The sequence below is a fragment of the Prevotella sp. E9-3 genome, assembly GCF_022024015.1.
Taxonomy (GTDB): Bacteria; Bacteroidota; Bacteroidia; order Bacteroidales; family Bacteroidaceae; genus Prevotella.
Map to the genome: position 1 here is coordinate 1,718,107 of NZ_CP091786.1, position 20,518 is coordinate 1,738,624.

The 20,518-nt window shown below is 44.6% G+C and carries 16 protein-coding genes; 8 read left to right on the forward strand and 8 right to left on the reverse strand.

Going from position 1 to position 20,518, the window contains the following annotated elements; translation table 11 throughout:
• Window positions 1-54 precede the first annotated feature (54 nt).
• Both L6475_RS06275 and glgP read left to right on the forward strand, forming a co-directional pair.
• Complete coding sequence (locus tag L6475_RS06275; protein WP_237823683.1) at window positions 55-1,764, forward strand: glycosyltransferase; 1,710 nt, start codon at window positions 55-57, stop codon at window positions 1,762-1,764.
• 48 nt (window positions 1,765-1,812) lie between these two features.
• Window positions 1,813-4,383, forward strand: a complete 2,571-nt coding sequence (gene glgP, locus L6475_RS06280) for an alpha-glucan family phosphorylase (protein WP_237823685.1) — start codon at window positions 1,813-1,815, stop codon at window positions 4,381-4,383.
• Window positions 4,384-4,520: 137 nt separating this feature from the next.
• On the opposite strand, the gene galK is transcribed toward glgP, so the two are convergent.
• The 8 genes from galK to uvrB form a co-directional block, all read right to left on the reverse strand.
• Window positions 4,521-5,684 (reverse strand): galactokinase, encoded by a 1,164-nt coding sequence (galK, locus tag L6475_RS06285; RefSeq protein ID WP_237824061.1) that lies wholly within the window; start codon window positions 5,682-5,684, stop codon window positions 4,521-4,523.
• Between the two features lie 94 nt (window positions 5,685-5,778).
• Window positions 5,779-7,056 (reverse strand): MFS transporter, encoded by a 1,278-nt coding sequence (locus L6475_RS06290; RefSeq protein WP_237823687.1) that lies wholly within the window; start codon window positions 7,054-7,056, stop codon window positions 5,779-5,781.
• A 56-nt stretch (window positions 7,057-7,112) separates the two neighbouring features.
• Window positions 7,113-8,204, reverse strand: coding sequence for an aldose epimerase family protein (locus L6475_RS06295; protein ID WP_237823689.1), 1,092 nt, complete (start codon window positions 8,202-8,204; stop codon window positions 7,113-7,115).
• Between the two features lie 95 nt (window positions 8,205-8,299).
• Window positions 8,300-9,622, reverse strand: a complete 1,323-nt coding sequence (locus tag L6475_RS06300; RefSeq protein ID WP_237823692.1) for a folylpolyglutamate synthase/dihydrofolate synthase family protein — start codon at window positions 9,620-9,622, stop codon at window positions 8,300-8,302.
• Between the two features lie 60 nt (window positions 9,623-9,682).
• Window positions 9,683-10,846: a molecular chaperone DnaJ gene (gene dnaJ, locus L6475_RS06305; RefSeq protein WP_237823695.1), complete on the reverse strand. Its 1,164-nt coding sequence runs from the start codon at window positions 10,844-10,846 to the stop codon at window positions 9,683-9,685.
• Between the two features lie 3 nt (window positions 10,847-10,849).
• A complete protein-coding gene (locus tag L6475_RS06310) occupies window positions 10,850-11,440 on the reverse strand; it encodes a nucleotide exchange factor GrpE (protein ID WP_237823697.1) in 591 nt (196 codons plus the stop codon).
• A 48-nt stretch (window positions 11,441-11,488) separates the two neighbouring features.
• Window positions 11,489-13,102 (reverse strand): ABC-F family ATP-binding cassette domain-containing protein, encoded by a 1,614-nt coding sequence (locus L6475_RS06315; protein ID WP_237823700.1) that lies wholly within the window; start codon window positions 13,100-13,102, stop codon window positions 11,489-11,491.
• A 476-nt stretch (window positions 13,103-13,578) separates the two neighbouring features.
• On the reverse strand, window positions 13,579-15,603 hold the full coding sequence (gene uvrB / locus L6475_RS06320; RefSeq protein WP_237823703.1) for an excinuclease ABC subunit UvrB: 2,025 nt from the start codon (window positions 15,601-15,603) through the stop codon (window positions 13,579-13,581).
• A gap of 117 nt (window positions 15,604-15,720) precedes the next feature.
• On the opposite strand from uvrB, the gene L6475_RS06325 reads away from it, so the two are divergent.
• From L6475_RS06325 to recR, 6 genes are all read left to right on the forward strand, one after another.
• Window positions 15,721-16,548: an outer membrane protein assembly factor BamD gene (locus L6475_RS06325; protein WP_237823706.1), complete on the forward strand. Its 828-nt coding sequence runs from the start codon at window positions 15,721-15,723 to the stop codon at window positions 16,546-16,548.
• Window positions 16,549-16,622: 74 nt separating this feature from the next.
• Window positions 16,623-16,964, forward strand: a complete 342-nt coding sequence (locus L6475_RS06330) for a DNA-directed RNA polymerase subunit omega (protein WP_237823709.1) — start codon at window positions 16,623-16,625, stop codon at window positions 16,962-16,964.
• Window positions 16,965-16,995: 31 nt separating this feature from the next.
• Window positions 16,996-17,352, forward strand: coding sequence for a DUF4293 domain-containing protein (locus L6475_RS06335; protein WP_237823712.1), 357 nt, complete (start codon window positions 16,996-16,998; stop codon window positions 17,350-17,352).
• A 66-nt stretch (window positions 17,353-17,418) separates the two neighbouring features.
• Complete coding sequence (yihA, locus tag L6475_RS06340; RefSeq protein ID WP_237823715.1) at window positions 17,419-18,024, forward strand: ribosome biogenesis GTP-binding protein YihA/YsxC; 606 nt, start codon at window positions 17,419-17,421, stop codon at window positions 18,022-18,024.
• 26 nt (window positions 18,025-18,050) lie between these two features.
• Window positions 18,051-19,853 (forward strand): ribosomal protection-like ABC-F family protein, encoded by a 1,803-nt coding sequence (gene abc-f, locus L6475_RS06345; RefSeq protein ID WP_237823718.1) that lies wholly within the window; start codon window positions 18,051-18,053, stop codon window positions 19,851-19,853.
• 32 nt (window positions 19,854-19,885) lie between these two features.
• A complete protein-coding gene (recR, locus tag L6475_RS06350; RefSeq protein WP_237823721.1) occupies window positions 19,886-20,500 on the forward strand; it encodes a recombination mediator RecR in 615 nt (204 codons plus the stop codon).
• The last annotated feature ends 18 nt before the right edge of the window (window positions 20,501-20,518 follow it).

Genomic DNA, 20,518 nt, shown 5'->3' on the forward strand with positions numbered 1-20,518 from the left:
CTTGCATGTTTAAGAAATTTTTAAGTATCTTTGCCGCAACTTATAGATTTTAAAATGGATAAAAAAACGTTAAAACCCGACTATATCTTTGAATCTAGTTGGGAGGTTTGCAACAAAGTAGGAGGTATTTATACCGTATTATCTACTCGTGCAAAAACGCTTCAAGAAACTCTTAAAGACAAACTACTGTTTATTGGCCCAGATTTTTGGAAAAGGAATGATTCATCAGATTCTTCCGATAGTGAAAGTCCTTATTTTAAGGAAGACAAGTCTCTCTTTGCAGAATGGCAATGGGAAGCTAAAGAACAAGGATTGAAGGTTAGGGTAGGGCGCTGGGATATTCCTGGAGAGCCAATAGCCATTCTTGTTGATTTCATTCCATATTTCGAGAAGAAAAATGAAATCTATACCTGGCTATGGGAAAACTATCAGGTTGACTCTTTGCATGCTTATGGCGATTACGACGAAGCTTCAATGTTCTCGTATGCCGCAGCATTAGTAGTAGAAAGTTTCTATTATTGGTTAGAGAAGAACCAAGCTACTGACAGTTCAGACTTAAAGGTTGTTTATCATGCTAATGAATGGATGTGCGGATTAGGCGCACTATACATTAATAGTAAATTGCCACAAGTAGCTACCATATTTACTACTCATGCTACTAGTATTGGGCGTTCAATTGCTGGAAATCAAAAGCCGTTGTACGATTATCTGTTTGCTTATAATGGTGATCAGATGGCTGACGAATTGAACATGCAGTCAAAACATTCTATTGAAAAACAGACAGCTCATCATGTGGACTGTTTTACAACGGTAAGTGATATTACTGCTCGTGAGTGTGTTGAATTGTTGGATAAGCCAGTAGATGTGGTACTTCCAAATGGCTTCGATAATAGCTTCGTTCCCAAAGTACAGGCTTTCGGACGTAAACGTAAGCAGGCTCGTAGGAAAATGCTTGAAGTGGCTGGAGCCTTGTTGGGAGAACAGTTTGACGATGATACGCTAATCGTTTCTACATCTGGTCGTTATGAATTCCGCAATAAGGGAATCGATGTTTTTGTAGAAGCAATGAACCGTTTACTTCGCGATAGAGATTTAAAGAAGAAGGTCGTTGCTTTCATCGATGTTCCTGGATGGACCGATGAACCTCGTCAGGATTTGATTGAGCGTTTGAAGAGCGGTAAGACCTATGATTCGCCGTTAGAGGTGCCATTGGTGACTCATTGGCTGCACAATATGGGACATGATAATGTGCTGAATATGTTGAAGTATTATGATATGCACAATAGTCATGAAGATCATGTAAAGGTTATTTTCCTTCCTTGCTATCTTGATGGAAAAGATGGTGTTCTGAATCTTACCTATTATGATGTGGTATTAGGAAACGATTTGTGTATCTATCCTTCGTATTATGAGCCTTGGGGCTACACTCCATTGGAAGCGATAGCCTTTAAAGTTCCATGTATCACCACCGACTTAGCAGGCTTTGGCTTGTGGGTAAACAAGGAATTGGGTAAAAATGGCGAAATAGGAGATGGTGTAAAAGTGATTCATCGTACTGATTATAATTATTCTGAAGTAGCCGATGTCATTAAAGATACCGTTGCCTATTATTCCTCATTGTCTCCTGATGAAGTAGCAGCTTGTAGGAAGAATGCAGAGAAATTGTCAAAGAAAGCGCTTTGGAGTGAATTTATCAAGTACTACGAGCAGGCCTACGATATAGCTCTTCAGAAAGCTGAAAAGAGGAAGGCTTCATTATTATAATAAATAAGTAACAAAAATAATTCGATATTTCTATAAAAGAAAACTATTATGAAAATCAAAGCTGATTATGTAAACACACCGCAGTGGCGTGAGCTCACCGTTAAGAACTCACTTCCTGAGGAGTTGTATTGTCTTGATGAGATTGCTCACAATCTTTGGTGGGTATGGAACTATGAAGCACGTGATTTGTTCCGTGATCTGGATCCTGATCTCTATCACGAGGTGAAACACAATCCTGTGATGCTTCTTGAGCGTCTGAGTTTCTCACGCAAAGAAGCTATCTTGAAGGATAAGGCTCTCATGAAGCGCATTAAGAGCGTGTATGATCTTTTCCGTGCATATATGGATGTTGAGCCAGACAAGAACAGACCTTCTGTGGCTTACTTCTCTATGGAGTATGGTATTCACTCAGCCTTGAAAATCTATTCTGGCGGTTTGGGAATGCTGGCAGGTGACTATCTGAAAGAGGCAAGTGACTCTAATGTGGATATGTGTGCCGTAGGATTCCTCTATCGTTTCGGTTACTTTACCCAGAGTCTTTCGATGGATGGTCAGCAGATTGCCAAGTATGAAGCTCAGAATTTTTCATCTCTGCCCATTGAGCGCGTTCTCGATGAGAATGGCGTTCCTGTCGTAGTTGATGTGCCATATATGAATTATATGGTTCATGCATACATTTGGGTAGCAAATGTGGGCCGTATTAAATTGTACCTCCTCGATACCGACAACGAAATGAACTCAGAGTTTGACAAACCAATCACTCACAGCTTGTATGGCGGCGATTGGGAGAATCGTCTGAAGCAGGAAATCCTGTTGGGTATTGGTGGTGTACTCACTCTAAAAAAACTGGGCATCAAGAAAGATATCTATCATTGTAATGAGGGACACGCAGCACTTTGTAACTTGCAGCGTTTGTGCGATTACATTGATGAAGGCTTGTCATTCAACCAAGCTATGGAGTTGGTACGTGCAAGCGGTCTTTATACTGTTCACACACCTGTACCTGCTGGTCACGACTATTTTGATGAGGGCCTGTTTGGTAAGTATATGGGTGGTTACCCTCAGAAGTTAGGCATCACATGGGATGAATTCATTGGAATGGGCCGTACCAATCCTGATGATCATGGCGAAAAATTCTGTATGTCAACTTTCGCTTGCAACACTTGTCAGGAAGTGAATGGTGTGTCTAAGCTTCATGGATGGGTAAGCCAGCAAATGTTTGCGAATATATGGGCTGGATATTATCCTGAGGAGAACCACGTTGGATATGTAACAAACGGTGTACACTTCCCCACATGGGCTGCTACTGAATGGCGTAAAGTCTATGAGAAGTATTTTGATAAGAACTTTATGTCTGACCAGTCAAATCAGAGTATTTGGGAGGGTATCTATAATGTTTCTGATGAAGAAGTATGGGAAACCCGTATGGCTCTGAAGCAGAAGTTGTTCGACTATATCAAAGAACAATTCCGTGAAACCTGGTTGAAGAATCAGGGTGATCCTTCGCGTGTAGTTTCACTGCTCGAGAAGATGAACCCCAATGCCTTGGTGATAGGCTTCTGCCGTCGTTTCGCTACTTATAAGCGTGCTCACCTGTTGTTCACTGATGAAGCCCGTCTGTCTAAGATTGTGAACGATCCAGAGCATCCAGTAATCTTCCTCTTTGCCGGTAAGGCTCACCCTGCTGATGGTGCTGGTCAGGGACTGATTAAGAAGATTTACGAGATTTCGCAGCGTCCTGAATTCTTGGGCAAGATTATCTTCCTTGAAGATTATGACTTTCTGCTTGCTCGTCGTCTTGTTTCAGGTGTTGATATTTGGATGAATACACCTACACGTCCTTTGGAGGCTTCAGGTACATCTGGCGAGAAAGCCGAGATGAACGGTGTTGTGAACCTTTCTGTGAAAGATGGCTGGTGGCTTGAGGGCTATCGTGAGGGTGCCGGTTGGGCTCTCACTGAGAAGCGCACCTATCAGACTCAGGGCTATCAGGACCAGTTGGATGCTGCAACTATCTATGGTCTGCTCGAGAATGAAATTATTCCTCTTTACTATGATAAGGACAAGAAGGGTCTATCTAAGGGATGGATTAAGGTAATCAAGAATTCTATCGCTCAGATTGCTCCTCACTATACGATGAAGCGTCAGCTGGATGATTATTATTCTAAGTTCTACGAGAAGGAGGCTAAGCGCTTCAAGGAAATCTCTAAGAACGGTAATCAGTTGGCTAAGGATATTGCCCATTGGAAGGAGACTGTTGCAGAGCGTTGGGATGCCATCAACGTTGTGAAGGCTGAATGGACTTATCCTGCATCTGGAATCATGACTGGCCAAAAGTATATTCTTCGCTATGTGATTAACGAGCAGGGCTTGGAAGATGCTGTTGGTTTGGAGAAGATTAATGTTTATACCAATGCTGAAGGCGAGGAGCATATCTTCTCTATCGAACCACTGAAGGTCGTTGGTCATGAAGGAAACAACTATATCTTCGAGGCTGAAATGTTCCCACAGCAGGCTGGTTTGTATCGTAGTGCGGTTCGTATGTATCCTAAGAATAAGAACCTGCCACACCGTCAGGACTTCTGCTATGTGAAATGGTTGGAATTGCCCAACAACTAAAATATAGTTTATTCTTGAAAAAGCCTGCGAACAATTTGTTTGCAGGCTTTTTTTGATTGTGCTTGACAAACAAAAAGCCTGTCTATCAGACGATAAACAGGCTTTAATTATACTAATAATTATTTTATAGCGAAGTCTTAGCAGAGTTTACGTGAACCATCGCCAATGACAACGTCGTAAACTTTGGGCTCGTGACCATACTTGGCATTGAACTTCAGCTTGGCATCTTCAACAAACTTCTTGTAGAGGTCGTTGCGAACCAGGTTGATGGTGCAACCACCAAAGCCACCGCCCATAATACGTGAACCGGTAACGCCGTTCTCCTTAGCAATATCGTTTAGGAAGTCGAGCTCTTCACAAGAAACCTCATAGTCCTTAGAAAGACCTTCGTGAGTCTTGTACATCATCTCACCAACCTTCTCGTAGTCACCTTCGTTCAGTGCATCGCAAACAGCAAGTACGCGGTCCTTCTCACCGAGCACGAACTTAGCGCGCTTGTAATCCTCTTCACCAACTTCAGCCTTTACCTCTTCCAGCTGTTCCCAAGTGCAGTCGCGAAGTGTCTCGAACTTGCCTTCTGGATGCTTGGCCTGAATGTGCTTTACAACGTTCTCGCAGCTGTTGCGACGGTCGTTGTAGGGAGAACCTGCCAACTGGTGCTTAACAACAGAGTCGAGTAGTACCAGACGATAGCCATCGGGTTTGAATGGGAAGTACTCGAACTCACGGCTGCGACAGTCAAGGCGCATCAGGCATCCTGCCTTACCGAATACAGAAGCGAACTGGTCCATGATACCGCAGTTAACACCGCAGTAATTGTGCTCTGTAGCCTGACCAGCTAGCACCATATCCCACTGAGAAACTTTGTTTTCACCGAAGATGTCGTTCAGACCGCAAGCAAAACAACTCTCCATAGCAGCAGAAGAGGACATACCTGCTCCTAGGGGTACATCACCAGCAAAAGCAATGTTGAAACCCTTGACAGGAACACCCAGTTTCTTCATCTCCAAGGCAATGCCGAAGATGTAACGGGCCCAAGAAGCCTTAGGACCTTCGGGATCACTCAGTCTGAAGTCAACACGATCCTTCAAGTCAATGGCATAAGCCATAACTGTATCCTCAGTGCCATTTGCACGCATTTCAGCAGTTACGCCTTTGTCAACAGCACCGGGGAAAACGAATCCGCCGTTATAATCGGTGTGCTCACCAATCAGGTTGATACGGCCAGGAGATGTATATACGTTACCAGTCTTACCGTCAAAGTGCTTGATGAAGCGACTTCTTACAAATTCAATATCAATCATAGTTGTTTTAGTTTAATTGGGTTAATAAATAAGTATTCAAATATATAATAGTCAGAATTGGTCAGGCCCTATAGACCTGACCAATCGAATATTAATCAACCTTGATGTCCTTGTTGACATTCTTGCAGCCAATGGTGCTGTAGAACAGAATATAAGCCAGCATACCAATGACAAGCCAGTAGGAAGCGATATTACCTACGCTGCTGGCAATTTCCTGCTGGATGAGAGGCATTATGCCACCGCCTACAACCATTGTCATGAAGATACCTGATGCTGCTTCGGTATATTTTCCAAGTCCTTCAACAGAAAGGTTGAAGATGCCACCCCACATAACAGAGGTGCAGATACCGCAAGCTGCAATGAAGAATGCCTTCACGGGAATGTCGTGGCCATCGTAAACAACGGTGTTGCTCTCAGGCATGAAGATGGCAATCAGCAACAAAGCGATTGCTAAGCTTGATACAACAATCATCTGGAGTGATGTTGATACTTTGCCAGAAATTACACTAGATGTAGCACGACCAACCATCATCAGAATCCAATACATACCTGCAATTACACCGCCTACTGCAGCAGAACCTTCAAAACCAAGATCTGTTACATAGAACTGCAGGTGCATGGGGATACCAATCTCGATACCTACATAGAAGAAGATTGCGATAACACCCAGCAGTGTGTGGCGGAATGCCAATGGGCTGCGTTCGTATTTGGGCTGCTCCTTGCCAAGTGTAGGCTCGGGGATAGACACACGGCTGATGATTACAAAAGAGATGGCAAATACTGCCATGCCGATGAAGAGCAGAGGAGCTACGTTGCTCATGCTGGTCTCAGCAGTCACTGTACCTACGAGGATACCAGTGAGCATAGGAGTCAGTGTTGCTGTCAGTGAGTTCAGTGTACCACCAATCTGGATGAGCTGGTTACCCTTGTTGCCGCCACCACCAAGCAAGTTCAGCATGGGGTTTACAACGGTATTCAGCATACATACGCAGAAACCGCAGATGAAAGCACCCAACAGATAGATAATCAGATTCAGGGCTACGGGAATTTCCTGATATGTAAATACATAGGTTGAAGCGCCGGCAATGCTTGAAAGATACTGAAGAGCGAGGCCAATCAGACCTACTGCCAAAGCGATAAGTGCGGTTTTCTTATATCCGTACTTAATCAGCATCTTACCAGCAGGAATACCCATGAACAGGTAAGCTGCAAAGTTCATCATGTTACCCCAAGCTTTAGCAAATGGATAAGTGTATCCCCAAATGTTGCCAAATGGCGCACCCATGTTGGTTACGAAAGAAATCATCGCGAAGATGAAGCACATGGTGATAATAGCAATCAGTTTGCTATTGTTCTTTTCTTGTGTCATTTTTGTTTTTTAGTTATTTGATTGTGAATGTTGATAAATTACTGTTATACAGTTGATTATTTTTCTACGTTAAACTTATAGATAGTCTTCTGCTTGTACTGTTGTCCTGGACGCAGAATGACTGATGGGAAATAAGGACGATTAGGCGTGTCAGGGAAGTGCTGGCATTCGAAACAGATAGCTGAACGGCGTCCGAATGTTGCACCGTGATAACCTTTATACCCGTCGGCCCAGTTGTCGCTATATACCTGAACTCCAGGTTCGGTGGTGTAAACCTCCATTGTACGACCGCTATTGGGGTCTTTAATCTTGGCTGCAAAGCTCAATTCGCCCTCTTCTTGCTTGTTTAATACAAAACAGTGATCGTAGCCGGCACCATTTTTAATCTGTTCGTCATTAGCATCAATATCCTGTCCTACAGGCTTGGCTGTGCGGAAGTCGAACGGTGTACCTGCTACCTTACGAATTTCACCTGTGGGAATAGAGGTCTCGTCAATGGGGATATAGAAATCGGCATTGATTTCGCACTGAAGATCGTTGATTGTAGGTGTTGGATTGGCAGTTCCTGCAAGGCAGAAGAAGCCGTGGTGGGTAAAGTTTACAATTGTCTTTTTATTAGTCGTTGCAAGGTATTCAAGAACCAATTCGTTTTGGTCTGTAAACGTGAATTCTACTGTAACATCCACCTCGCCAGTGAATCCTTCTTCTCCGTAGCTTGACACACGGTGTAAGGCTAATGCGCGAGGACCCATTTGTTTGGCATCCCAAACGCGAGCATGGAAGCCAGTTGGACCGCCGTGAAGTGCATTAGGACCGTTATTGATTGCTAATTGATATTCCTTTCCGTTCAGTGTGAACTGGCCTTTGCATATACGGTTGCCATAGCGGCCGATAAGAGTAGAAAGGAAAGGTTCGGGAGAATTTATGACTGATTGTATATTGTCGTGTCCCTGAATAACGTTTGCTACATTTCCATTTTTATCGGGAACCATAATGGCGCAGATTGCTCCACCGTAGTTAGTGATTGCTACTTCGAATCCCTTGCGATTGCGAAGGATGTAAAGGTCGGTTTTCTTACCGTTGATTGTGGTTTGAAAGTCTTCGCGTTTCAAACCACACAAATTCGCATTTTCTGTGGTGTTCGTCATAATCTAATATGTTTTTAGTTATAGTAACTTCTGCAAAGGAACAAAAAAAAGCCGACATGTGCAAACATATCGGCTAAAAATAGTTGTTAAAAAAGCTAATTGCGAGATTTCAAGAATTCGGCTACGACATAGGTGCTACCGCCGATGAAGATGAAATCGTCAACCATTGAGGAATCAAGAGCTGCTTTGGCTGCTTCTTCTACGGTGGGATAGGCCTGTCCGTTAAGCCCAAACTGGTCTCCAAACACTTTCAGGGATGCCTCTGGCATGGCTCGTTTGTTATTAGCTTTTGTAAAATAATAGACAGCATCCTTTGGCAGCAGACTCATGATGCCGTAAACATCTTTGTCTTCTACTACGCCAAATACTATGCGCAATTGTTTGCATTTTATATTGGACAGCTGCTCACTCAAATATTTCCATCCTCCAGGATTATGACCGGTATCGCAAACGACGGTCGGGTTGCGATGGACTATTTGCCAGCGTCCTCTTAAGCCTGTTATTTTTGATACATTCCCCAGTGCAAGATTCATTTCGCTTTGTATCTTTTGGATATTGTCTGAATCGTAGCATGTGGCTAAATACCCCATATCCATGAGACGGTGGTTCACGCACATGACTGTATTCATGTTCTTTACCTGATATATACCGCTCAGCTCGCCCTTAAAGTCGGCCAGATGCACGGCGTGGTAAAGGATACCGCCATCTGGTAGTGGCTCTCCAGAGGTGATCTCGCGCTCATTCTCGTCTTCAGCAAAGTAGATAGGGGCGTTGGCTTCCTGCGCCAATGCTTCGAAAATCGGTCGGGTCTCAGGCTGATTTTCTCCAATGACAACAGGAACTCCCGGCTTTATGATACCGCCCTTTTCCATAGCTATCTGTTCAAGACTGGCTCCCAACAATTGAGTGTGGTCGAGCGATATATTTGTGATTACCGAGAGGATTGGGGTAATAATATTGGTACAATCGAGTCTTCCACCCAAGCCCACTTCAATGACGGCGATGTCAACGTCCATGTCTTTGAAATAATTAAAAGCCATAGCGGTGGTTATCTCAAAGAATGAAGGTTGCAGCGGTTCAAAGAAGCTTTTGTTCTTCTCAACGAACTCCACGACGTAGTCTTCAGTGATAGGTGCTCCGTTGACGCGGATACGCTCACTAAAGTCCAGTAGGTGTGGAGATGTGTACAGACCTACACGATAGCCGAAAGTCTGAAGAAGGGCTGCTATACTATGGCATACTGAACCCTTGCCGTTGGTTCCGGCCACATGGATAGAACGGAAACTCTTATGGGGATGTCCGAGATGCTCGTCTATTTTTATTGTGGTGTCGAGCCCTTCTTTGTAACCGTTAGCTCCCATCTGCTCGTAACTTGGAGTCTGAGAGAATAGATATTCAGTAACTTCTTTGTAGGTCATGAATTTGTATTGATTTGATGATTCAAGCTTTACTTAGGTGCAATGCTACAAGAATTCTATTTAGTTGAAATAATTCTTGAATCGCTGGAAGATTGACTCACGTGTTTGACGATCGCCTTTGAAATTGTCGCTCTCACGGAAACTCTCAAGGGCTTTCTTCTCTTCGTGTGACAGTGTCTTGGGTACGTAAACGCTAATGTTTACCACAAGGTCGCCACGCCCAGTTCCATAACCTTGCACGGCAGGAAGACCTTTACCCCGTAGGCGGAGTGTCTTTCCGGGCTGAGTGCCACTCTCCACTTTAACTTTCAGTTTTGAGCCGTCGATGGTGGGTATTTCCACTTCGCCTCCAAGTGCTGCTGTTGGGAAATCGAGCAGAAGATTGTAGATAAGGTCGTTTCCATCGCGAACGAAGGTGTCGTTGTCTTCTTCTTCGATGAACACCTGAATGTCGCCGCTGATTCCGTTGTTGGGACCTGTATTTCCCTTGCCAGGCACATTGATCACCATACCTTCGGCTACACCTGCGGGAATGTTGATCTCAACCACTTCTTCTCCCTTTACTACGCCTGTTCCGCCACACTCCTTACACTTGTTCTTAATCACCTCTCCATGACCATGACAAGTGGGGCAGACGCCCTGTGTCTGCATCATGCCGAAGATGCTTTGCGTGGTGTGGGTGATAACGCCTGAGCCATGACAGGTGGGGCAGGTTTCTTTGCCACTACCGTTTTCTGCACCAGAACCGTGACAATGGCTGCATTCGATATCTTTGCGTACTTTGAATTTCTTTGTGACGCCTTTATTGATTTCCTCCAACGTAAGGCGGACTTTCAGTCTGAGGTCGCCACCTCTCTGTTGTTGGGCTCTTGCTCTACCGCCTCCGCCTCCAAAACCTCCGAAGCCGTGACCACCGAAAATATCGCCGAACATCGAGAAGATGTCGTCCATATTCATGGATGCTCCGCTGAATCCTCCGAAGCCGCCTGCGCCGCCCATAGGTCCGTTGAATCCGAACTGGTCGTACTGCTGACGTTTCTGCTGATCGTGTAGCACGTCATAAGCCTCTGCCGCTTCTTTGAATTTCTCCTCGGCTTCTTTGTCGCCAGGATTGCGGTCGGGGTGGTATTTGATAGCTATTTTTCGGTAAGCCTTCTTAATCTCGTCTTCTGAGGCAGTCTTGCTGACGCCCAGGACCTCATAATAGTCTCGTTTCTGTGCCATTTCTTATTGTCCTACAGCCACTTTTGCGTGGCGAATCACTTTATCGTTCAGTTTGTATCCAGCAGCGAGGCAGTCTATTACCTTGCCTTTTTTGTCGTCGCCCATACCTGGAACCATTGCCACTGCCTCATGCAGGTCTGTGTCGAAGTCGGCGTCTGTGGTGTCAATCTTTGACACGCCGTTGCCTTCCATCACCTTCACCAACTTGTGATAAATCAGCTCCATGCCTTCGCGCAGCACGTTGGGGTCTTCTGTTTTCTGGCCGTTCTCAATGGCTCGTTCCATATCGTCAAGAATAGGGAGAAGGGTAGTGATAACTTTCTCTCCACCGTTCAGAATCAGTTCGGTGCGTTCCTTTAGTGTACGCTTGCGATAGTTGTCGAACTCAGCCACCTGACGGAGATATTTGTCTTTTAAGTCGGCTATCTGTTCCTCCAGCTTTTCTGTTTCCGTCTTCTCGGCATCTTCACTTTCGGTGCTTTCTGTGTTTTCTGCATTCTCAGTGTCAGAAACCTCTACATTTTCTGACTCAACTGCCATTTCGTCAGTAGTCAGCTCTTCATTCTGTTCGTTGATATTCTTCTCTTCTGTCATAATTGTCTTGTTTTGTCGTTTAGAATTTAATAAACAAAAACTATGCCATTATGAATACATGCTTGCTCTCTGTTCCTTAATCTGTTCGTCATAGATAAAGTCGTCGTATTGCATCAGCTTGTCAATCGTTCCCTTAGGAGTGAGTTCGATGATGCGGTCGGCAACCGTCTGTATGAATTCGTGGTCGTGAGAAGCAAAGAGAATATTGCCCTTGAACTGAACCAGATTGTTGTTGAAAGCCTGGATTGATTCCAAGTCGAGGTGGTTGGTAGGCGTGTCAAGAATCAGACAGTTGGCATTCTTCAGCTGCATACGGGCAATCATGCAACGCATTTTTTCGCCACCTGAGAGCACGTTCACATGTTTCAGCACGTCTTCTTCCTTGAACAGCATTCTGCCGAGGAACGACTTCATCATCACCTCATTTCCGGTTCCGTATTGTGAAAGCCAGTCCACAAGATTCATTTCCGACTGGAAGAATTCTGTGTTGTCGAGTGGCAGGTATGCAGTAGTAATGGTGACTCCCCACTTGTAGGTTCCTGCGTCCGGCTCGCGATTTCCGTTGATAATTTCGAATAGGGCAGTCATAGCCTTTGGATTGTGAGAGAGGAACACAGTTTTCTGTCCCTTTTCTATGGTGAAGTTCACATTGTCAAAGAGAACGGTTCCGTCTGCATCTACGGCTTTCAGTCCCTCTACCTCAAGAATCTGGTTTCCGGGCTCGCGTTCCATTTGGAAGATAATGCCGGGGTACTTGCGTGTTGAAGGCGTGATTTCCTCTACATTCAGCTTCTCCAGCATCTTCTTGCGTGAGGTGGTCTGCTTTGACTTTGCCACGTTGGCAGAGAATCGGCGAATGAATTCCTCCAACTGCTTGCGCTTCTCTTCAGCCTTCATCTTCTGGTTCTGAGCCTGACGGAGAGCCAGCTGACTTGATTCATACCAGAAAGAGTAGTTGCCTGAGAAGAGAGTTACTTTTCCGAAATCAATATCGACAGTCTGAGTTGAAACTGCGTCGAGGAAGTGACGGTCGTGAGAAACAACCAGTACGCACTGCTCCAATCCGCTCAGATATTCCTCCAGCCACTGTACAGTGTCCAGATCCAAGTCGTTGGTAGGCTCGTCGAGCAGCAGGTTGTCGGGGTGTCCGAAGAGGGCTTTCGCCAGCATCACGCGCACCTTCTCGTTGTTTGAAATGTTTGCCATCTGAGAATAGTGTATATCTTCCTTGATTCCCAGATTCTGCAACAGCTGAGCGGCTTCACTCTCTGCTTCCCATCCGTTCATCTCGGCAAAAGCCATTTCCAGTTCAGCAGCCTTGTTGCCATCCTCCTCGGTCATTTCTTCTTTGGCATATAGGGCCTCGCGTTCTTTCATGTTTTTCCACAATGGAGCGTGGCCCATGAGCACGGTGTCCATCACCGTAAATTCGTCGTATTTAAAGTGGTCCTGTTCAAGTACTGAGAGGCGCTCGCCTGGTCCCATCTCTATGGTGCCCTTGTTTGCTTCGAGTTCGCCGCTGATGGCGCGCAGTAAAGTAGATTTTCCTGCTCCGTTGGCACCGATTACACCGTAAATGTTGTTGTTTGTAAACTTCAGGTTCACATCCTTATAGAGAACCTTCTTTCCGAATTGAATCGCCAAATTCGTAACTGTTATCATTTCTTTCTCTTTACTTATATATAAAACTGGTGCAAAGTTACGAAAAATTCTTTATTCAACAAAATTATTACTGTACCTAATTTAATGAATGAATCTGATTCTGCTCCTTATTGTCATTTTGTTCCTTTTTCGGCCGAATTCTGACAGATGACAGATGACAGTTTTTTGAATTTGAGAAGAAAATAGTTTTAGTATTATATATATTATATATTTTATATATAATATATATAATACTAATCATTACTCACATCGATTTTCAAAAACTGTCATCTGTCATCTGTCATTTTTTTCAGTCCGAATCGTCTCTGTTAAAACTAACCTAACTGGGTGAAATGGTTACTCAAAAAATCGTAAAAGTACGTTCCGTGCGGCTAAAAAATGCGTTTGATTGGGCTTAACGTGACGTTTGTGCCTTAAAGGGGGAAAACATCCCCTTTGTGAAAAGGGTTTTCGGCCAGTTTTGAATTCGAAAAAATCTACTTCAATTCCAGTTCGTTCTGCAGGGCGATGATTTCGTCGCGATATTGGGCAGCTTGGAGGAAATCCAGTTGTTTGGCAGCTTCTTTCATCTTTCGGGTGGTTTCGGCAATAAGCTTCTCCATTTGAGGCCTGGTCATTTGCTTGATAATCGGGTCGGCAGCCACATTTCCTGTGTTCTTGGCGCCTGGTGTCGACAGCTGAAGCTCTCTGATGTCTGGACGGTCCTCGTGGCTCAAGTTGCTCTGGCTGATGTTCTTTACAATCTGTTTGGGCGTAATGTGGTTCACTTCGTTGTAATGCAGCTGCTTCATTCGCCTACGGTTGGTCTCGTCAATAGTGAGCTGCATGGATTGCGTGATGGTGTCTGCATACATGATAACGCGACCATTGACATTGCGGGCAGCGCGACCTGCCGTTTGCGTCAGACTTCGATGAGACCGCAGGAAACCCTCCTTGTCTGCATCGAGTATGGCCACCAATGAGACTTCCGGAAGGTCAAGGCCCTCACGCAGCAGATTGACGCCCACCAACACATCGTAGGCACCGGCACGCAGATCCTCCAGAATCTTCACACGGTCGAGTGTGGCAACGTCGCTATGAATATAGGCAGTTTTGATACCGTGGTTCAATAGGTACTCAGACAATTCTTCTGCCATGCGCTTGGTGAGTGTGGTGACAAGCGTGCGCTCGTTACGCTCTATGCGCTTCTCAATTTCTTCGAGCAAATCGTCTATTTGGTGTTCTGACGGACGTACCTCTATTTCTGGGTCAAGAAGTCCTGTGGGGCGTATAACCTGCTCTACCACAACGCCTTCGGCTTCGTTTAGCTCGAAATCGGCAGGGGTGGCAGAAACGTAAATTACTTGGTTTACTTCATTCTGAAACTCTTCGAAGGTGAGTGGACGGTTGTCGAAGGCGGCAGGCAGGCGGAAACCGTATTCCACCAGATTCGTTTTGCGGGCGCGGTCGCCACCATACATGGCAGAGATTTGCGGAACCGACACGTGGCTTTCGTCTATAACGAGCAGAAAATCGTCAGGAAAGAAGTCCAGTAGGCAGTAGGGCCGTTCGCCTGCTTCACGTCCGTCAAAATATCGGGAGTAGTTCTCAATGCCCGAACAGTGCCCCAGCTCCTTAATCATCTCTATATCATACTCTACACGCTCTTTAATTCGTTGAGCCTTAATTCCATCGCCAATTTCATTAAAGAAATCAATTTGCTTTGAAAGGTCGTCTTGAATGTCGTGAATGGCCTTGTTGGTCTGCTCTTGTGAGGTCATGAACAGATTGGCGGGGTAGAGCTTGTATTCGGTGAAACTGGCCTTACTCTGTAGTGTGACGGGGTCGAGCTCGCGAATTTCATCGATTTCATCGTCCCAGAACACAACTCTGAGTATTGTGTCGTTGTAGGCCATATAGATGTCAACAGTGTCGCCTTTGACGCGAAAATTTCCACGCTCCAGTGCAATGTCGTTTCGGGTGTATAGGGCCTGCACCAAGCGCCTTAAAAGCATGTTGCGGTCAAGTTTCTCTCCTTGGTGTATTTCGATGATGTTGCTCTCCATTGCAACAGGCGATCCCATACCGTAGATACATGAAACCGAAGATACAACGACTACGTCTCTTCTGCCTGATAACAAGTTAGATACCGCTCTCAGTCTCAGCCGGTCAATCTCTTCGTTGATGGCAAGGTCTTTCTCAATGTAAGTATCAGTATGAGGGAGGTAGGCTTCAGGCTGGTAGTAGTCGTAATAACTTACATAATACTCAACGGCGTTATCGGGAAAGAAACCTCTCATTTCATCGTACAACTGGGCAGCAAGCGTCTTGTTGTGCGAAAGGATGAGCGTAGGCTTGTTGACGTTTTGAATCACGTTGGCTATGGTAAACGTCTTACCACTGCCGGTAACTCCCAATAATACCTGCGAACGATCACCGCGTTTTACACCTTCGGTGAGTTGTCTGATAGCTTCAGGCTGGTCGCCAGTAGGCTTGTATTTTGATGTGAGTTTGAAGTTCATAGCTGCAAATTTACGCAAAACTAGTGAAAACTCTGTCGCGAGCGGTTAAAAAAACTATAAAAGAGTTTGTTTTTCGAGTAAAAATGCGTACTTTTGCATGCTAATTTATATATAAAGATGAAAATAAGACTTGTTCTCGTAGGTTTTATGGCTATGCTACTTAGTGGCTGCGCTGGCGAATTCAATAAAGTTTTTAAGTCTTCCGACTATGATTATCGCTATGAATATGCCAAGCAGTGCTTTGCCTTAGGAAAGTATAGTCGTGCTGAGAATCTTCTGATAGATATGATTAGCCTGAAGAAAGGCACCGACGAAGCTCAGGAATCTCTCTATATGCTGGCAATGTCGCAGTATATGAATTCAGACTATGAAGCTGCTTCTGAAACTTTCCGGAAGTTCTTTACCACTTATCCCAAGAGTCCTTATGCCGAGCGGGCTTCGTTCTATGTAGGACAGTCTCTTTATCGCGGAGCTCCAGAACCACGTCTTGACCAGACTCCTACAATTGGAGCCATCAACGCTTATCAGCAGTTTCTGGACTTTTTTCCTAATTCAAAACTGCGCCCAGAAGCTCAGGATCGCCTTTTAGAGTTGCAGGACAAATTGGTTCAGAAGGAATTGCTGTCTGCCCAGTTGTACTATAATCTTGGCGGATATTTCGGAAATGTGAATTCAAATACGGAGAGTAATTATATTTCCAGTATTATCACGGCTCAGAATGCACTGAAAACATATCCTTATTCCAAGTGGCGTGAGGATTTTGCACTTCTGATAATGAAAAGTAAGTTTCAGTTGGCCGAAAACTCATCAGCCGATAAACGACTTGAGCGCTATCGCGATGCAGAGGATGAGTGCTACGGCTTTTTGAACGAATATCCCGATTCCGAAAACAAGAGCATTGCCGAAAAGTATATTTCTAAATGCAAGAAGGTAATTGGTGATTGATTGGAAAAAAGCAAGGAATTTTGAAATTCTGATTAATTAATATTGATTTTAAGAACAAATAAACTTTATAAAAAATGGATTACAAAAAATCAAAAGCTCCGGTAAACACTGTTACTCACAACATTATGGACCTGTGTGAAGAAACAGGAAACATCTATGAAAGTGTTGCTATCATTGCAAAGCGTGCAAATCAGATTTCTGTACAGATTAAAGAAGATCTGTCTAAGAAACTGGCCGAGTTTGCATCTTACAACGATACTTTGGAAGAGGTGTTCGAGAATCGTGAGCAGATTGAAATTTCACGCTATTACGAAAAGCTCCCCAAGCCAACATTGTTAGCTACTCAGGAGTTTATTGAGCACAAGATTTACTATCGCGACCCCATGCGCGATTCGCAAACTCCTTCTGAGGCATAATTATTGATTCCTTAATCAGGCTTTTATAGCAATGATTCAGCGCAAGCAAACATTATTCCTTCTGGCAGCTTTTGTGCTACTCGTTGTCTGCATGTTCTTCCAGTCGGCTATGCTCATGGGATACCTGTGCGTAGTGGCTCTGGTGACTGTAGGCAATATATTTCTTTACAAGAAGCGCAAACTGCAGGCCAATTTGTGTACCATGGCCATTATGCTGTTGGTGTTTTGGTACATTCTCCTTGCTCTGTTGCAGAAAGAGAATGTCCAAGAGGTTTCACTTGAATGGCCTGCTGTGCTTCCGGCTGTAAGCATCTTCCTTCTGTTCCTGGCTCGAAAAGGCATATTGGCTGACGAGAAGCTGGTACGCTCGCTTGACAGAATCAGATAAGATGCAGGCTTCAGCCTTGATGTCAGCAGACTTCAGAAGGATCGGGATTATTTAATATTTAGAATTATGGAGGTCAAGTCAGCCGAGTTCGTCATTTCATCAGCATTGTTGTCGCAGTGTCCTGCCGACAACAAGCCTGAGTATGCCTTCATTGGCCGAAGCAATGTGGGAAAGTCAAGTCTTATTAATATGCTTTCCCGCAACAAGAAATTGGCCAAGACGTCGGCTACTCCCGGTAAGACGCTTCTTATTAACCACTTTATTATAAATAAGGAGTGGTATCTTGTGGATCTTCCCGGCTATGGTTTTGCTAAGCGTTCTAAAAAGGAAGTTGCCAAACTCGACCAGATGATACGCAGCTATATTCTTGGTCGCGAACAGCTGGTTAATGTCTTTGTTCTTGTTGACGTACGTCTGGAACCTCAGGCTATTGACTTGGAATTCATCAACTGGCTTGGACTTTCAAGTATTCCGTTTGCCATCGTTTTCACCAAGGCCGATAAATTGACTGCAGCCAAAGTTCGTGCTAATGTGGCTGCATACGAGCGCAAGATGCTTGAAACATGGGAAGAAATGCCTCCATATTTCGTGACTTCATCTGAAAAACGTGAAGGCCGCGATGAAGTGCTGTCATACATCGAACAGATTAATACCGGCCTTAAAGAAGGCTGATCACTATTTTTTCTCTTACTTGATTAGTGGCTAAGGAAATACCATACTTAGACGTTCAGAACCTTACAAAATCGTTTGGCTCGCTTGTATTATTTCGTGATATCAGTTTTTCTATAGCTGAAGGGCAGAAGGTTGGCCTTATTGCTAAGAATGGTACAGGCAAATCAACGCTTCTGTCATTGCTCACAGGTAAGGATGGTTATGATGAGGGGTCAATAATCTTTAAGCGTGATTTAAGAGTGGGAATGCTGGAACAGACGCCAAAGTTTGATCCAGAGGAAAGCGTACTCGATGCCTGCTTCAATCATGAAGGAAACCCAGAGAAGGTTCTGAAGGCTAAACAGATTCTTACTCAGTTAAAGATTCGTGACTTGAATCAGCCAATTGGACAACTCTCTGGCGGTCAGCAAAAGCGTGTAGCACTGGCCAATGTGCTCATTCTTGAACCAGATCTGTTTATCTTGGATGAGCCTACTAACCATCTTGACTTGGAGATGATTGAATGGCTGGAAGGATTTCTGAATCGTGGTCATAAGACCTTATTGATGGTTACACATGACCGCTACTTCTTGGATCGAGTATGTTCAGTGATTCTCGAACTTGACGATCAGACCATTTATACCTATCGTGGCAATTACTCTTACTATTTAGAGAAGCGCCAGGAGCGTATTGATAATCGTAGGGCCGAGATTGCCAGAGCCAACAATCTGTATCGCACTGAGCTGGAATGGATGAGACGCATGCCTCAGGCTCGAGGGCATAAGGCCAAATATCGCGAAGATGCCTTTTATGAGCTTGAGCGAGTGGCCAAAGCCAGAATAGAGGAACGGCAAGTACGCCTGAAGGCCAATAATGTATATATTGGCAGTAAAATCTTTGAATGTCAGTATATTACCAAGAGCTTTGAGACTCAAGGCGCTGGTTCAATCGTTATCACCAAAGATTTCTACTATAACTTTTCTCGCTTTGAGAAAATGGGAATCGTTGGTAATAATGGTGCTGGCAAATCAACGTTTATCAAGATGATTCTCGGTGAGATACAGCCTGACGAAGGACGGATAGTTGTTGGCGATACCGTCCGTTTCGGCTATTTCTCACAAGAAGGGTTGAAGTTTGACGAAAACCAGAAGGTGATCGATGTGGTTCGCGATATTGCCGAATATGTTGATTTGGGCTCTGGGCGTCATCTGTCAGCCAGTCAGTTTCTGCAGCATTTCCTTTTCACGCCTGAACAGCAGCATAATTATGTTTATAAACTATCGGGCGGCGAACGGCGAAAACTGTACCTCTGTACGGTATTGATGCGAAATCCGAACTTCCTTGTACTTGACGAGCCTACCAACGACCTTGATATTGTTACGCTTCAAATTCTGGAAGAGTATCTGCAGGATTTCCCTGGTTGTGTGATAGTGGTCAGTCACGATCGCTATTTCATGGATAAGGTGGTTGACCATTTGCTGGTGTTCAAAGGTCAGGGTGAGGTGAAAGACTTCCCCGGAAACTATACTCAATACCGTGAATGGCAGGCTTTGCAACCCGAAGAAAAAGCAGTCAGGGAATCTAAGAATGATAAACCGGCCAAGCCTATAAAGGAAGAGAAAGCGGATGAGCGTCCACGTAGAATGACTTTCAAGGAAAAACGCGAATTCGAACAGCTGGAGAAAGAAATAGCATCTCTAGAAGAGGAAAAGAAAACCATTGAGGATGCATTATGCAGCGGTACACTCTCCATCGATGAATTGACGGAAAAATCCAAACGCCTTCCTGTTCTTAACGATGAACTGGAGGAAAAGTCAATGCGTTGGTTAGAACTGTCTGAACTATCCTGACTATATTCGCAATATTATAAAAAGAACAATAAATGCAACAACAATACCCATCACGCTTGCTGGAACGCTCCGTTCAGGAGTTTGCCAAGCTTCCAGGTGTAGGTCGTAAAACGGCTTTGCGGTTGGTGCTGCATTTGTTGCGTCAGCAAGATTCCGTTGTCGAGCAGTTGGCCGATGCACTCACTACGATGAAGCACGAGGTTAAGTTCTGTCGTGTATGCCATAATATTAGCGATGAAGAGGTTTGCCCCATCTGTAGTGATGCGCGTCGTGATGGCTCGATAATCTGTGTGGTCGAGAACATTCAAGACGTTATGGCTATTGAGAATACTCTCCAGTTTAGTGGCCTTTACCATGTGTTAGGAGGTGTTATATCGCCAATGGATGGAATAGGGCCAAGTGATCTTGAATTAGATTCCCTTGTACAGCGTGTTGCTGAAGGCAATATTAAAGAGGTTGTATTAGCCCTAAGTCCCACGATGGAGGGCGATACTACCAACTTCTATATATTCCGCAAGCTGGCATCCTTTGACGTTAAGATTAGTATTATAGCCCGAGGTGTAGCTGTGGGCAATGAACTTGAATATACGGATGAGGTGACGCTGGGGCGTTCCATCCTTAACAGAACCCCATTTGAGGGGAAATAAAAAAAACAAGAAATAATA

Bases quoted from the DNA above. Each gene is read 5' to 3' on its own strand.
- L6475_RS06295 (WP_237823689.1), bottom strand. From the start codon at position 8,204: ATGACGAACACCACAGAAAATGCGAATTTGTGTGGTTTGAAACGCGAA.
- L6475_RS06335 (WP_237823712.1), top strand. From the start codon at position 16,996: ATGATTCAGCGCAAGCAAACATTATTCCTTCTGGCAGCTTTTGTGCTA.
- recR (WP_237823721.1), top strand. From the start codon at position 19,886: ATGCAACAACAATACCCATCACGCTTGCTGGAACGCTCCGTTCAGGAG.
- L6475_RS06325 (WP_237823706.1), top strand. From the start codon at position 15,721: ATGAAAATAAGACTTGTTCTCGTAGGTTTTATGGCTATGCTACTTAGT.
- L6475_RS06315 (WP_237823700.1), bottom strand. From the start codon at position 13,102: ATGATAACAGTTACGAATTTGGCGATTCAATTCGGAAAGAAGGTTCTC.
- dnaJ (WP_237823695.1), bottom strand. From the start codon at position 10,846: ATGGCACAGAAACGAGACTATTATGAGGTCCTGGGCGTCAGCAAGACT.
- glgP (WP_237823685.1), top strand. From the start codon at position 1,813: ATGAAAATCAAAGCTGATTATGTAAACACACCGCAGTGGCGTGAGCTC.
- L6475_RS06275 (WP_237823683.1), top strand. From the start codon at position 55: ATGGATAAAAAAACGTTAAAACCCGACTATATCTTTGAATCTAGTTGG.
- yihA (WP_237823715.1), top strand. From the start codon at position 17,419: ATGGAGGTCAAGTCAGCCGAGTTCGTCATTTCATCAGCATTGTTGTCG.
- L6475_RS06330 (WP_237823709.1), top strand. From the start codon at position 16,623: ATGGATTACAAAAAATCAAAAGCTCCGGTAAACACTGTTACTCACAAC.
- L6475_RS06310 (WP_237823697.1), bottom strand. From the start codon at position 11,440: ATGACAGAAGAGAAGAATATCAACGAACAGAATGAAGAGCTGACTACT.
- L6475_RS06300 (WP_237823692.1), bottom strand. From the start codon at position 9,622: ATGACCTACAAAGAAGTTACTGAATATCTATTCTCTCAGACTCCAAGT.
- L6475_RS06290 (WP_237823687.1), bottom strand. From the start codon at position 7,056: ATGACACAAGAAAAGAACAATAGCAAACTGATTGCTATTATCACCATG.
- uvrB (WP_237823703.1), bottom strand. From the start codon at position 15,603: ATGAACTTCAAACTCACATCAAAATACAAGCCTACTGGCGACCAGCCT.